Genomic DNA, 13521 nt, shown 5'->3' with positions numbered 1-13521 from the left:
TGACGGAAAGGATTTGAACACAATGAACAAAGTCGCCGTATTGGGGGCAGGCAGCTGGGGCACCGCCCTCGCAGCAGTCCTCGCTTCAAACGGTCACGACTGCACGCTCTGGTCACGCCGGGCAGAGCAGGCGTCAGAGATTACCGAAAAACACACGAACGAGAAGTACCTGCCGGGCGCCGTTTTGCCGGAACAGCTCAAGGCGGACCATGAACTGGGCAGAGCGGTAAGCGGTGCATCGGTCATTATCATGGCCGTTCCGACCAAGGGGGTCCGGGAAGTATGCCGGGCGCTGAACAGCGTACTGGACAGGCCTGTCCTGTTCGCCCATGTTTCCAAGGGAATTGAACCCGATACGCACAGGCGCATCAGCGAAGTGATGGAAGAGGAACTGGACCGGGCGGTCTGCGAAGGGATCGTCGTCTTGTCCGGACCAAGCCATGCCGAAGAGGTGATCCGGAACCAGCCGACTACCGTGACGGCCGCCGCTAAGGACATGGAGCATGCAAGACAGATTCAGGACCTGTTCATGAACCAGGACTTCCGCGTCTATACAAATGATGACGTGGTCGGTGTCGAGATTGGCGGAGCCCTGAAGAATGTCATTGCGCTTGCTGCGGGAGTCACAGACGGCCTTGGCTTTGGCGACAACGCCAAGGCGGCCCTGATCACCCGTGGACTTGCAGAAATCACCCGTCTGGGTGTTGCAATGGGGGCCAATCCGCTCACTTTTTCCGGACTTTCCGGCCTTGGTGACCTGATCGTCACATGCACGAGCGTTCATTCCCGTAACTGGCGGGCGGGCAATATGCTCGGCAAGGGCAAGAGCCTCGATGAAGTGCTTGACAGCATGGGCATGGTCGTCGAAGGCGTCCGGACCACACAGGCTGCCCATCAGCTTTCCGTCGAATGCGGCGTGCCGATGCCGATTACCGAAGCGCTCTATGCCGTCCTGTTCGAAGGGAAGAAGCCGATCGATATGGTAGACCTTCTTATGGGACGGATGAAAAAACATGAAACAGAAGATCTGACCGGCTGGTCCTGATGCCTGCCGGTCCTGAAAGGTGGACCCGTTTTGTCATCCCTGGATAAAATGTGGCTGTCATTCTATGCGATAGGGGCTATGTTCGTCTGCATCCTCCTCGTCACGATCAGCCGCAATAAGATAAAAAACAAACTGCTGAAATTTGTTTTCAGCCTCACAGCATTTCTCCTGCTGCTCTTTGGATTCTTCTCGATGGTCTATCTCGTCTTCAATGGGCCGACAGGGGGATGAACGGCATGAAAAAAATATGGGTCATCCTGTCAGCCGCTGCAGTTCTCCTGCTGTCCGGGTGCATGTATCCGGACAGCGAACGTGCCGGTACAACGATTCCTTACGAAGAGCAGCTGAGGGCCGTCCAGTCTGCAGTCGAGCAGTACCGTGACAACAGCGGAGGGCTGCTGCCGATCAAGACTCGCGACCAGGACGTGGACGCGTTCATCAAGTACCCGATTGATTTTTCGAAAATCGTACCGGCCCATCTCGAGAAGATTCCGTCGAATGCCTATGAAACCGGAGGGATCTATCAGTATGTCATCATGGACGCTGAAGAAAATCCGACCGTGAAGCTCGTCGACCTTAACGGTCCCGAGCGGATCAGGGAATTGAATCTCCGGAAAAGCGTAAACGGTCACGTGCCGATCGAAGAGATGCTGACGAAAGATGTATTCCTGCCGAACTTCTCCGCGATGGGCCTGCGTGAAGCACCGACAGTGAAAAGTCCATACAGCGACCGCGAACTTCCGGTCATTCTTTCTTCAGACGGAAATTTCTACATCGACTACACGGCGGACCTTCACGATGCAGTTGTTTCCGGAGAAGCGGATGTTAAGCCGGGAGAAGATATCCGGCATATTCTTTACGATGAAAACCCGGTTCTCCCAGCGTACAGCCTGCCGTATACGGTGGACGATGAAGGCAATGTCATCTTCATGACCGAAAAATAATTGCGCTTCGTGCTTTTGCATGAAGCGCTTTTTGCATGCATACAATGAATTGCGCAGAAAAGGAGGGCGAAAGGTTTGAGCGAAGCATTGTATGAAGAATTGGCAAAACGCACTGACGGGGATATTTATATCGGCGTTGTCGGCCCTGTACGGGTCGGGAAGTCGACGTTCGTAAAACGGGTCATGGAAGAAGTCGTCATTCCGAATATGGTCGAGGAAGCAGACAGGACCCGGGCGCAGGACGAATTGCCGCAAAGCTCACCGGGACCGGTCATCATGACTGCAGAACCAAAGTTTGTCCCGGCACGGGGGACAGGCATCTCGGTCGGCGATGGAGACCTGACATTCCAGATCCGCCTTGCGGACTGTGTCGGGTATGTGATCGATGGCGTAAAGGGACATATGGATGACGACGGGCCGAAATACGTCCATACGCCTTGGCACAATGAGCCTGTGCCGTTCGAGGAGGCAGCACGGATCGGTACCGACAAGGTCATCCGCGACCACTCGACAATCGGCATTGTCATGACGACGGATGGCACAGTGAACAACATCCCAAGGGCAGCCGCACTTAAAGCGGAAGAAGAGATCGTGGGCAAGCTGAAAGAAATCGGAAAACCGTTTGTCATTGTCCTGAACAGCCGGATGCCTGCGCACTCGGAGACCGTCGCACTCCGCGACGAACTGACAGATAAGTACGAGGTTCCGGTCATCGCCATCAGTGCAGATCAACTGAATGCAAACGAGATCCAGCTGATCCTTCAGGAAGCGCTGTTCGAGTTTCCGATTTCCGAAATCGAGCTTCAGAAGCCTGAGTGGATGGACGTTCTGGCTGATGATCATTATCTGAATACATCGATCAGAAGCAGGCTGGACGAAGGGCTTTCCGCAGTTTCCAAAATTCGTGACGTCCAGCGACTCGCCGCTTCGATCCAGGAAGAGGATTTCGTCCGCCGTGCGGAGGTGGTCAGTGTCGACGCCGGGCAGGGCAAGGCGAACATCCGAGTCGAGACCGAAGATGGAGTATTCCACGAAGTGTGCGATGAGATGATGGGCGAACCGATCCGGACGAAAAAAGACTGGCTGCTGTTTATCCGCGATGCGGTCAAGTCCAAGGAAGCGTTCGGGCAATATGAAGAAGCGATTGAATCCGCCAAGAAAACGGGATACGGGGTTACCCTCCCTGCGATCAACGACTTCGAACCGACACCGCCGGAACTCATCAAGCAAAACAACTTCTTCGGTGTACGGATGAAGGCTAAGGCACCTTCGCTCCATATCATGAGGATCGACATGGAGGCCGAGTTCTCGCCGCTCATCGGGTCGGAGTTCCACAGTCTCCAACTGCTCAAGGATCTGAAAGAGGCTTATCTGAACGATAGGGCAGCCCTCTGGTCCACCCAACTGTTCGGCACACCGCTTCATGAGGTGATGAAGGAAAGTATCCGTTTCAAGACAACGGCAGTTCCTGAACGGGCGAGAAACAGGATCCGCGAAACCATGGAGCAGATGGTCAACGACGGAAACAAAGGCATGGTCACGTTCATCCTATGAACTCATCCCGGCACCCGTGGAGGTGCCTTTTTTGGGTTTGCGGAAATAAATACAGATAGATATCCTTCGGATTTAATAAAAAGTGCCAGTTTGTTGTTTTGACCAAAAACAAGCACTTATCCAATCACTACGGAGACACTATGACGGATTTCCAGCCTCCATTTCCGCCATTTTATGAACGAAAAATGACAATCCGGCAGTTTAGCATCCTTCAATCGGGGGAAGCATGAGAAACAGGGACACAAAAGGTCCGGAAAGCCCGTGAAACCTGTTGCGGTGCGGGTTTGGTTATGATACAGTTTGAACATGCTTAAGCAAACTTTCTCTTTGAGAGGAGGTGAATGGTATGAACAAGACAGATTTGGTGAACTCCGTAGCGGAAGCGACTGGCCTCTCCCGCAAAGACGCGGTAAATGCAGTTGAATCGGTATTCAGCACAATTTCCGACGCGCTTGCAGAAGGTGAGAAGGTCCAGCTGATCGGTTTCGGCAACTTTGAAGTACGCGAGCGCGCAGCCCGCAAAGGCCGCAACCCGCAATCGGGTGAGGAAATCGAAATCGCTGCGAGCAAGGTTCCTGCGTTCAAACCAGGAAAGGCTCTCAAAGATGCGGTAAAATGATATCCTGACTACATAGGACGGTCCCATTCTTCCGGTTCCGGGAGGGGGGCCGTCCTTTAATGTGCCCCAAATGCGCCCGAAAGAGGGAATGAAGTCACAGCTTTTCGGAAGAACCGGTGAATTGTACCCGAACCCCGGTTATGCTAACATTTAGGAGTGATGCGGAAAAGAAGCCAACGGGCTTCCCAGCCGGTTGAGGCGAGTATTTTCCGTATATGGAGGGACGATAATGGGAAAAATGGACCACGGCAAGATCGAGGAAGCGGTCCGGCTGATTCTTGAAGCGGTCGGGGAAGACCCGGATCGTGAAGGTCTGCTGGATACGCCGAAACGGGTAGCCAAAATGTATGAAGAAGTGTTCTGGGGTATCGGCCAAGATCCCCGGGAGTATTTTAAAACCGTATTTCACGAAGACCACGATGAATTGGTCCTCGTTAAAGATATTCATTTCCAATCAATGTGTGAACATCATCTGCTTCCGTTCTACGGAAAAGCACATGTCGCCTACATTCCTCGCAACGGGGAAGTGGCAGGCCTGAGCAAGCTGGCTCGTGCGGTCGAGGCTGTATCCCGCAGACCGCAACTCCAGGAACGCATCACTGCTGAAGTGGCGGATGCACTGACCGAAATGCTCGATCCGCTCGGCGTCTATATCGTTGTTGAAGCCGAACATATGTGCATGACGATGCGCGGCATCCGGAAGCCGGGTTCGAAAACGGTCACAGCCGCTGCGCGAGGGGTTTTCGACAAGGATGACAGCAAGCGGGCAGAGGTCATTTCTCTCATCAAAATGTCCTGACAACGGCATTTTGCGGGCCTGTTCCTTACTGTGATATGATAGGAAAGATTATAGATAGGAGACTGAAGATGTCACAAAACGATTATATCGTCATCAAAGCCCAGGAAGACGGAGTCCAGGTCATCGGCCTTACCCGTGGGGCGGACACTAAATTCGGTCATTCGGAGAAACTGGACAGCGGCGAAATCCTGGTCGCCCAGTTCACCGAGCATGTATCTGCCATAAAGGTGCGGGGCGATGCAGAAGTGCACTCCGCACATGGCATGGTGAAGGGCGAATCACGGAAATGACGGGCTGCCGTCCGGCTGTCCGGACGGAGGCCGGCAAACCGTCAGATCCGTGTGGAAATGGAGCGGCGGAAGATGAACCCAACAAATCTACATACAGAAGTTGAACAATTGAACGATGAAATCAGCCGGCTGCTGGCGAACCGGACGCTTCTGAAGCATACCGGGCGGCCGGTTGTCCCTGTTCCGGTCCTGACCTCCCTTCTGCTGCCGAAATTCTTCGGCGAACAATGGGAGGAAAAGGACCGGCTGTCTGCTGTTGCGGCAGGTGCACTTTATGCTGCGTTCTCCGCACACGATTCAATCGGCAGGGAGGCGTCGGAAAACCTTCAGGGACAGCTGACAGTTTTGGCAGGTGACTACTACAGTGGAGTCCATTACCGCATCCTTGCAGAAATGGAAGATATCCATCTGATCCGCGGGCTCTCAGCGTCGGTCACTGAGATGAGTGAAAGGAAAATCCGCCTTTATGAACACCGTGAGGGAGATTCTCCGGAACCGCTTTTGTCTTATATCGAAACGATTGAGTCCGGGACGGTTTCCGCTTTTCTGATGGAACGGGGGTATGGGCAGTATGAAGCGGCAGCGCGGCATGGGCTGACCGCCTGCCGGCTTCACGGTGAATCCCGGATCCTCCGTGAAGGGGGGCGCACGCCATTTTTGAATGCCTTTCTGCGTTCAGAAGGCATCAGCGGCAACCCTGCGGAGGCTGCCCGGGTTCTGGACCGCTGCCGCCAGTTTCACGCCGGCCGGCTGATTGAAGAAACCGCGACGTTTGGAAACCGTACGGGAGACCTGGTGCCGGCAATCGCCGGAATCTACCGTATCACCGAACCGGCTTCCATACAGACGGGAAAAAAGGATTGAGCAGTTTGGAGACACAAAAAGAGCGACGGGTCCATGACGTGTTTGAGAAGATTTCGGATAACTACGATACGATGAACTCGGTCATCAGTTTCCAGATGCACAAGGCATGGCGCAAAGAAATGATGGCAAAGATGGAAGTCACAAAAGGGGCTTCCGCACTCGACGTATGCTGCGGAACAGGTGACTGGACCATTGCACTGGCCGATGCTGCGGGATCATCAGGAGAAGTGACCGGCCTTGACTTTTCGGCCAATATGCTGAGCGTTGCGAAAGAGAAGACCGAAGACCGTCCGAACATCCGTCTTGTAGAAGGGAATGCGATGGATCTTCCGTTCCCGGACAACAGCTTCGACTACGTCACGGTCGGTTTCGGCCTACGCAATGTTCCTGATCTCCGGAAGGCGCTTTCCGAGATACACCGGGTACTGAAGCCGGGCGGGATGGTCGCCTGCCTGGAAACATCCCAGCCGACATTGCCCGGATATCGCCAGGCTTTCAAGCTCTACTTTAACCATATCATGCCGCTTTTTGGACGGCTGTTTGCCAAGAGCTACAAAGAGTACCAGTGGCTGCAGGAATCCGCGGACACGTTCCCGGACGCACGGACGCTTGCCGGAATCTTCGCGGATACCGGATTCGAAGGCATCCGCTACAAACCGTTCAGTGGCGGGGCGGCTGCAGGGCATATCGGGTACAAGCGGAGATAACGAGAACTAAAAGCGGGGAAGGTTTTTCTCTTGGAGAAGTTGAAACTCAAGTCCATCTACTCAGAGTTCCGTCCGGATCTCGAATATATTGAGCGAGAGCTGAATCGGTCGGTCCATTCGGAATCTCCCATGCTGGAAGGAGCCTGCCTGGCACTGATCGGTTCGGGAGGCAAGCGGATCCGTCCGGTCTTCACGCTTCTCGCATCCAAATTTGGCGACTACAATCCGGCGGTGACGGCAAAGGCGGCTGTTCCGCTTGAGCTGATCCATATGGCATCTCTTGTGCATGATGATGTCATTGATGATGCCGACCTGCGCCGCGGCGAGCGGACGGTAAAGTCGATGTACGGGAACCATGCAGCCATGTATGTCGGAGATTTCCTGCTCGGCCGGTCGCTTGAGATCATCGGCGAGCTGGAAGACCCGGAAATCCATCGTGTTCTTTCGCAGACCATGATTGAGATATGCGTCGGTGAGATCATCCAGATCGAGGACAAGTTCGCGACGGAGCAGAATCTGAGGGATTACCTTCGCAGGATCAAGCGGAAGACTGCTCTGCTCATAGCATCAAGCTGCGAGTTGGGCGGTCTCGTGGCAGGTGCGGATCCCCAGACGGTCAGGAAGCTGAAACGCTTCGGCTATTATGTCGGAATGTCTTTCCAGATCACAGATGATCTTCTCGACTTTACGGGAACGGAGAAGCAGCTGGGCAAACCGGCCGGTGGCGACCTTCTTTCGGGCAATATCACCCTTCCGGCCATCATCGGTCTCCAAGATCCAAGAATGCGCCCGAGGCTGCTTGACGCGCTGGAAGGCCGCCTCAGCAATGATGGGGTAGCAAAGCTGCTTGACAGCATGAAGGATTCGGAAGCGATCCGGGAATCGGTGCGCATCAGCGACCGGTATCTGGAAAAAGCACTGCGTGAAGCGGAGTCTCTCCCGGATATACCTGACCGGGATTCGCTTATCCGGATTGCGAAATTTATCGGAAAACGGAAATTCTGACCGCACGTGCGCATCTTTTGTTGAAAGTGCGTCCGTGCGAGTGGTACCATTTTGAAGGCGGCTTCGCCGCACACCCTCAACTCACAAGGAGTGTACATGCAAATGGAAAAAACATTTCTCATGGTCAAGCCAGATGGCGTCCAACGTAATCTGATCGGTGAAATCGTCAGCCGCTTCGAAAAGAAAGGCTTCCAACTCGCCGGAGCAAAGCTGATGCAAATCCCTCAGGAGCTCGCAGAACAGCACTACGGTGAGCATAAAGAGCGTCCATTCTTCGGGGAGCTTGTTGAATTCATCACATCCGGCCCTGTTTTCGCAATGGTCTGGGAAGGCGAAAACGTCATCTCGACTGCACGCCTCATGATGGGTGCAACCAACCCGAAAGAATCGGCACCTGGCACTGTCCGCGGTGACTACGCTGTCACAGTCGGCAAAAACATCATCCACGGTTCCGACTCTCCTGAAAGCGCTGAGCGCGAAATCAATCTGTTCTTCAACCAGGAAGAACTCGTTTCCTACGAAAAGCAAATCAACAACTGGGTCAACTGACCCGATGCCCGGCGCCTGCCGGGCTTTTTTTATTTGAACCGGACCGGGTTTTGGGAAGAAAAAGCTCCCCCGATTACTTCTTTTGGTACTTTTTAAAAAGAGAGCGTTTTCATTTGCGGATGGTGTCAGAACCCTTGTGTTTTATGAGAAAATCCGAATGATTCGGTCGGAGGGTTATGTTATAGTGGTAAGAAAATTAAATGTATTTAGAGCCTGGGGGTAGCAGAATGAGATATTTGACAGCGGGTGAATCCCACGGTCCGCAGCTGACCGCAATCATAGAAGGACTTCCGTCCAACCTTGAACTGACGGCGGAGGCCGTCAACCGGGACCTTTCCAGAAGACAAGGCGGATACGGCCGGGGCCGGAGGATGCAGATCGAGAAAGATACAGTAGAGATCACGGCGGGTGTTCGCCACGGAAAAACGATCGGTGCACCGGTCGCACTGACCGTGACGAATGATGACTGGAAACACTGGACAAAGATCATGGGAATCGAACCACTGCCGGAAGATGTCGATCCCGATGACATCAAGCGCCGTGTAACTCGTCCGCGTCCCGGACATGCTGACCTTGTCGGCGGGATGAAGTATGGCCACCGAGATCTCCGCAACGTGCTTGAGCGCTCGTCCGCCCGGGAAACGACCATGCGGGTTGCGGTCGGCTCCGTTGCCAAGAGCTTTCTGAAGGCGCTGGGCATTGAAGTGACGGCACATGTGGCCGAAATCGGCGGCGTGAAGGCCGACATGACCCTCCGGAACGGCAAGACGGTCAATGAGATCCGAGAAATTGCGTCTGCGGATGATGTTTACTGCATCGATCCGGAAGCGTCGGAAAAGATGAAACAGGCGATCGATGATGCGAAGGCAGCCGGCAACTCAATCGGCGGCGTTGTTGAAGTCATTGTCGATGGCTGCCCTCCGGGAGTCGGAAGTTATGTGCAATACGACCGCAAACTGGATTCGAAAATTGCAGGCGCAATGGTCTCGATCAATGCGTTCAAAGGCGTCGAGTTCGGCCTCGGATTCGAAATGGCACGGCTGCCGGGCAGTGAAGTGCACGACGAAATCGAATGGACTGAAGAAGACGGCTACCGCCGCCGCACGAACAATCTGGGCGGTTTCGAGGGCGGCATGACTACAGGCATGCCGATCGTGGTCCGCGGCGTCATGAAGCCGATTCCGACGCTATACAAACCGCTTGAGAGTGTTGATATCGATACGAAAGAACCTTTCAAGGCAAGCATCGAGCGCTCCGACAGCTGTGCGGTGCCTGCGGCCTCCGTTGTCGCTGAACATGTTGTTGCATGGGAAGTGGCAAAAGCCATTTCCGAAACATTCCATAGTGACACAATCGAAGGACTCAAAAAGAACATCGGGGAATTCCTCGCTTACGCACGGGAGTTCTGAAGATGGAGACAGTCAGGGTAGAGACGCAGGAACGCAGCTACGACGTGGTGGTGGGACCTGGCGCGCTGCGGGAGCTTGAGAGCTTTCTTGCCGATGCTGACCGGGTCGCTGTCATTGCGGATGAAAAAGTGTCCGCCCTTCACGGAGACCGGCTGCGTTCGGCTCTGGGCGGAGCGGGCAGAGATGCCGCCTGGCTGGATGTTCCGTCAGGCGAATCCTGCAAAACGCTCGAGTGGTTCGGACACTCACAGCAATTTCTCCTGGAAGCGGGATGCACGAGGAAATCCGTACTGATCGCTTTCGGCGGTGGAGCATGCGGTGACCTTGCCGGCTATGCGGCGGCGGCCTACATGCGGGGAATCCGCTTTATCCAGTGTCCGACGACGATTCTGGCACATGACAGTTCTGTCGGCGGCAAGACCGCGATCAACCTTCCCGGCGGCAAGAATATGACCGGGGCATTTCATCAGCCGATCGCGGTCCTGTACGATACAGAGCTTCTCCGGACGCTACCCGAAGTGGAAATCCGGTCGGGTATGGCCGAGGCGGTCAAGCATGTGCTGATCTCATCCAAGGAAGACGCACCGGAGATGCTCCACACGCTTGAGCTCGACAAAATGGGTGAAGAGGAACTGATCCGCCACATCGTCCGCGGCATCCGCGTGAAAGCGGAAATTGTCGGCCGGGATGAGCGGGAAGGCTCCGTCCGCAAGTATCTTAACTTTGGCCATACATACGGCCACGCCGTAGAGGCGGCTGCGGGCTATGGGGGGCTTACCCACGGAGAGGCGGTCATGATCGGGATGATTTACGCACTGATCCTGAGCGAGCAAAAGGCCGGGGCCGGCAGGGAATTGACCGACGCCCTCCAGGAATTTGCCGCAAGAAACGGTTATCCGCTGAAGTCGGTTAAAGATTATTCATTTGAGGAATTGTTCGGTTACATGAAAAAAGATAAAAAAGCTTCCTTCGGCGACCTCCACTTCGTCCTCCTTCCGGAAGCCGGCGCGCCGTATGTCAGTCGTGTCACGGAAGAGGACTGCCGGGAGGCCGACAGGGAGTTCAGAATACGCACGGGGGTGAGACCGGAATGATGGTAAGGGGCATCCGCGGTGCAACATGCATCACGGCAGATGAAGAGCAGCAGATCATGCAGGAGACCGCCGCTCTCGCTCGGGAAATGGCGGAACAGAATGGGCTGGAACCGGAAGAAATCGTCTCGGTGATCATCTCGACCACAACGGATATTTCTTCGGGATTCCCTGCCAAGGCTGTCAGGACGATGGAAGGCTGGGAGTATGTGCCGGTCATGTGCACCCATGAGATGGATGTGCCCGGTGCGCTGCCTCTCTGCATCCGCCTGCTTATGCATGCGAATACTGTAAAGACTCAAAAAGAAATCAAACATGTCTACAGGAACGAAGCCGTCCGCCTGCGGCCGGATCTGGCCGGTGCGGCTGCGGAAAAGGAGGGAGCAAGATGAGATGGAATCCTCGACTGGAAGGCATGCGGGCCTATGAGCCGGGTAAGACAATCGGGGAGGTCAAGAAAGAGTTCGGCCTTCATCGCATCGTCAAGCTTGCCTCGAACGAAAACCCGTTCGGCTGTTCCGCTGAAGTCAAGAAATTCATCGCGGAAGCCGGACTTGAAACCGCACTTTATCCGGATGGCTATGCGACCGGCCTGCGGGAGGCGCTGTCCGCCAAGCTGGGCATAACCCCCCGGCAGCTCCTGTTCGGTGCAGGATCGGATGAGCTGATCGTCATCCTTTCCCGGGCACTGCTGTCCGAAAACGACAATACGGTCATGCCGTGGCCTTCGTTCCCGCAGTATCGGCACAACGCTCGCATTCAGGGTGCGGAGATCAGAGAAGTCCCGCTCCTTGAAGATTTCAGCCATGACCTTGACGGCATGCTGAAGGCCATCGACGAAAACACTTCAATCGTATGGCTGTGCACGCCAAACAATCCGACCGGGGGCATCATCCCCCAAAAGGACCTGAAAGCCTTTATCCGGGAGGTTCCGGAGCATGTGCTGGTCGTTGTCGACAATGCTTATCATGAATTTGTTACGGATCCGTCATACGGGGATCCGCTTGACCTGGTCGAAGAATTCCCGAACGTTCTCGTGCTTCGCACTTTCTCGAAGGCGTATGGACTTGCGGCATTCCGTGTCGGCTATGCAATTGGAAAGGAAGAGTTGATCGCAAAGCTCGATCCTGTCCGTCCGCCGTTTAACACGAATGTCCTGGGCCAGCAGGCTGCTGCCCTTGCGCTCCGGGACCAGCCGTTCATTGACAGCACCCGTCAGCAGAACGAGGCAGGAAAGGAACAGTACGCCCGTTTTGCGGAGGCGCACGGGCTGAAATGTCCACGCTCGGAAGCGAACTTCGTGCTGATGGAAGTGAAGGGAAGCGCCGACGCTGCTGCAGATGAGCTGCTGAAGCGCGGGTATATCGTGCGCAGCGGCGACAAGCTTGGGACACCGGGATATGTGCGCATCACCGTGGGGACCCGGGAAGATAATGAGGGACTGCTTGCCGCGCTTGAAGAAGTGCTTGCGCAAGGAGTGTCCGAAGCGTAAGCAGTGTTTGATGGGAGTGTTGGGTTTTGTCTGAGTTGAAAGCTGCAATCATCGGCCTCGGCCTGATTGGCGGATCCCTCGCCCTGGCGATCCAGCGCCACGGAAACGTTACAGTCACAGGCTTCGATGCCGATCCGGTGACGCTCCGTGAGGCACAGACGCTTGGTGTGATCCACCATTCGGCCGGATCGGCAGCAGAGGCTGCCGAAGGCTGTGATTACATATTTTTTGCCACACCCGTAAATGAAACAGTGAGGATGCTGAAAGAAGCCGCTTCCGGATGGAATCTGAAAGAAGGCGCCATCCTTTCCGATACGGGAAGCACGAAAACCTGGATCATGGAAGAAGCCGGAAGGTTCGCCGGGGGCAATGCAGTTTTTGTCGGCGGCCACCCGATGGCAGGCTCACACAAGAGCGGCGTGCGCGCAGCCCGTGAGCACCTTTTCGAGAACGCATATTACCTGCTGACACCGGCCGGACGGAAGGATGCTCCGGCTGTGAGGAAGCTGGAATCTTTCCTGTCGGTGACAAAGGCCAAGACGGCGGTTGTCTCCGCAGCAGAACATGACACCATGACAGCCGTCGTCAGCCATTTTCCGCATGTTGTCGCGGCCTCCCTCGTACGCAGGCTTGAACAGGAGACGGAAGAGATGCCGTTCACACGGGAACTGGCTGCTGGCGGGTTCCGCGACATCACGAGAATCGCTTCTTCTGATCCGGTCATGTGGCGTGACATCACTTTGCAAAATCGCGATGAGCTGATCGATCAGCTCGACCTGTGGATCGAGGAGATGAATGCCGTACGAGAAATGATCGAGTCGGGTGACGCCGAATCGATCCATGAATTCTACGGCGGGGCGAAGGCATACCGGGACACACTGCCGGCCAAGTCGCAGGGTGCGCTCTACACGACGTTCGACCTCAATGTCAATATCCCGGACAGTCCGGGTGCGATTTCCGAAATCGCAGGGTCTCTGGCAGATGCAGGCATCTCGATCACGAACGTGCGCATCGTCGAATCGCGCACGGACGTCTTCGGAATCATGGTTGTCAGCTTCCAGACGACCGAAGACAGGGAAAAGGGCCGAATACTGCTGAGCGAACGGACGAATTACGATATCTACATTACCTAACAGGGCAGGGGGCCGGAACA

Annotated in this window: 16 protein-coding genes; all 16 read left to right on the top strand. The window is 55.1% G+C overall.

Features of this window, described 5'->3' with window-relative positions; genetic code table 11:
- The first annotated feature begins 22 nt into the window (after window positions 1-22).
- Window positions 23-1045, top strand: coding sequence for an NAD(P)H-dependent glycerol-3-phosphate dehydrogenase (locus DZC51_RS09450; RefSeq protein ID WP_157295154.1), 1023 nt, complete (start codon window positions 23-25; stop codon window positions 1043-1045).
- Between the two features lie 30 nt (window positions 1046-1075).
- Window positions 1076-1276 (top strand): DUF2768 domain-containing protein, encoded by a 201-nt coding sequence (locus tag DZC51_RS09445; RefSeq protein ID WP_157295153.1) that lies wholly within the window; start codon window positions 1076-1078, stop codon window positions 1274-1276.
- Window positions 1277-1281: 5 nt separating this feature from the next.
- Window positions 1282-1989, top strand: a complete 708-nt coding sequence (locus DZC51_RS09440; RefSeq protein ID WP_157295152.1) for a hypothetical protein — start codon at window positions 1282-1284, stop codon at window positions 1987-1989.
- A gap of 75 nt (window positions 1990-2064) precedes the next feature.
- Window positions 2065-3543 (top strand): stage IV sporulation protein A, encoded by a 1479-nt coding sequence (gene spoIVA, locus DZC51_RS09435; RefSeq protein ID WP_157295151.1) that lies wholly within the window; start codon window positions 2065-2067, stop codon window positions 3541-3543.
- A gap of 346 nt (window positions 3544-3889) precedes the next feature.
- Window positions 3890-4162 (top strand): HU family DNA-binding protein, encoded by a 273-nt coding sequence (locus tag DZC51_RS09430; RefSeq protein WP_157295149.1) that lies wholly within the window; start codon window positions 3890-3892, stop codon window positions 4160-4162.
- Between the two features lie 229 nt (window positions 4163-4391).
- On the top strand, window positions 4392-4961 hold the full coding sequence (folE, locus tag DZC51_RS09425; protein WP_157295147.1) for a GTP cyclohydrolase I FolE: 570 nt from the start codon (window positions 4392-4394) through the stop codon (window positions 4959-4961).
- Between the two features lie 68 nt (window positions 4962-5029).
- Window positions 5030-5251 (top strand): trp RNA-binding attenuation protein MtrB, encoded by a 222-nt coding sequence (mtrB, locus tag DZC51_RS09420; protein WP_157295145.1) that lies wholly within the window; start codon window positions 5030-5032, stop codon window positions 5249-5251.
- Between the two features lie 72 nt (window positions 5252-5323).
- The gene (locus DZC51_RS09415; RefSeq protein WP_157295144.1) at window positions 5324-6115 is read left to right on the top strand and encodes a heptaprenyl diphosphate synthase component 1; all 792 of its coding nucleotides are present in this window, start codon (window positions 5324-5326) and stop codon (window positions 6113-6115) included.
- A 5-nt stretch (window positions 6116-6120) separates the two neighbouring features.
- Window positions 6121-6822, top strand: coding sequence for a demethylmenaquinone methyltransferase (locus DZC51_RS09410; protein ID WP_157295142.1), 702 nt, complete (start codon window positions 6121-6123; stop codon window positions 6820-6822).
- A 30-nt stretch (window positions 6823-6852) separates the two neighbouring features.
- Window positions 6853-7827, top strand: a complete 975-nt coding sequence (locus DZC51_RS09405) for a polyprenyl synthetase family protein (protein ID WP_157295141.1) — start codon at window positions 6853-6855, stop codon at window positions 7825-7827.
- Window positions 7828-7929: 102 nt separating this feature from the next.
- On the top strand, window positions 7930-8376 hold the full coding sequence (gene ndk, locus DZC51_RS09400; RefSeq protein WP_092095142.1) for a nucleoside-diphosphate kinase: 447 nt from the start codon (window positions 7930-7932) through the stop codon (window positions 8374-8376).
- A 227-nt stretch (window positions 8377-8603) separates the two neighbouring features.
- Window positions 8604-9785, top strand: a complete 1182-nt coding sequence (gene aroC / locus DZC51_RS09395) for a chorismate synthase (RefSeq protein ID WP_157295140.1) — start codon at window positions 8604-8606, stop codon at window positions 9783-9785.
- A 2-nt stretch (window positions 9786-9787) separates the two neighbouring features.
- Entirely contained in the window at window positions 9788-10879 is a 1092-nt protein-coding gene (gene aroB, locus DZC51_RS09390) for a 3-dehydroquinate synthase (protein WP_157295139.1), read from the top strand.
- Window positions 10879-11268, top strand: a complete 390-nt coding sequence (aroH, locus tag DZC51_RS09385) for a chorismate mutase (RefSeq protein WP_157295243.1) — start codon at window positions 10879-10881, stop codon at window positions 11266-11268. Before aroB ends, aroH begins: the two co-directional genes overlap by 1 nt.
- Window positions 11265-12368: a histidinol-phosphate transaminase gene (gene hisC / locus DZC51_RS09380; protein WP_157295138.1), complete on the top strand. Its 1104-nt coding sequence runs from the start codon at window positions 11265-11267 to the stop codon at window positions 12366-12368. Before aroH ends, hisC begins: the two co-directional genes overlap by 4 nt.
- 26 nt (window positions 12369-12394) lie before the next feature.
- Window positions 12395-13501, top strand: a complete 1107-nt coding sequence (locus DZC51_RS09375; RefSeq protein ID WP_157295137.1) for a prephenate dehydrogenase — start codon at window positions 12395-12397, stop codon at window positions 13499-13501.
- Window positions 13502-13521 lie beyond the last annotated feature (20 nt).

The sequence above is a fragment of the Bhargavaea sp. CC-171006 genome, from assembly GCF_009761675.1.
In the GTDB taxonomy this organism is placed as follows: domain Bacteria; phylum Bacillota; class Bacilli; order Bacillales_A; family Planococcaceae; genus Bhargavaea; species Bhargavaea changchunensis.
The sequence above is the reverse complement of the archived record's forward strand: the minus strand, read 5'-3'. Positions and strand labels throughout refer to the sequence as shown.

What these genes read in the sequence shown, in the direction of transcription:
- DZC51_RS09450 (WP_157295154.1), top strand. Translation starts at nt 23, where the DNA reads ATGAACAAAGTCGCCGTATTGGGGGCAGGCAGCTGGGGCACCGCCCTC.
- DZC51_RS09440 (WP_157295152.1), top strand. Translation starts at nt 1,282, where the DNA reads ATGAAAAAAATATGGGTCATCCTGTCAGCCGCTGCAGTTCTCCTGCTG.
- DZC51_RS09430 (WP_157295149.1), top strand. Translation starts at nt 3,890, where the DNA reads ATGAACAAGACAGATTTGGTGAACTCCGTAGCGGAAGCGACTGGCCTC.
- folE (WP_157295147.1), top strand. Translation starts at nt 4,392, where the DNA reads ATGGGAAAAATGGACCACGGCAAGATCGAGGAAGCGGTCCGGCTGATT.
- mtrB (WP_157295145.1), top strand. Translation starts at nt 5,030, where the DNA reads ATGTCACAAAACGATTATATCGTCATCAAAGCCCAGGAAGACGGAGTC.
- DZC51_RS09415 (WP_157295144.1), top strand. Translation starts at nt 5,324, where the DNA reads ATGAACCCAACAAATCTACATACAGAAGTTGAACAATTGAACGATGAA.
- ndk (WP_092095142.1), top strand. Translation starts at nt 7,930, where the DNA reads ATGGAAAAAACATTTCTCATGGTCAAGCCAGATGGCGTCCAACGTAAT.
- aroC (WP_157295140.1), top strand. Translation starts at nt 8,604, where the DNA reads ATGAGATATTTGACAGCGGGTGAATCCCACGGTCCGCAGCTGACCGCA.
- aroB (WP_157295139.1), top strand. Translation starts at nt 9,788, where the DNA reads ATGGAGACAGTCAGGGTAGAGACGCAGGAACGCAGCTACGACGTGGTG.
- aroH (WP_157295243.1), top strand. Translation starts at nt 10,879, where the DNA reads ATGGTAAGGGGCATCCGCGGTGCAACATGCATCACGGCAGATGAAGAG.
- hisC (WP_157295138.1), top strand. Translation starts at nt 11,265, where the DNA reads ATGAGATGGAATCCTCGACTGGAAGGCATGCGGGCCTATGAGCCGGGT.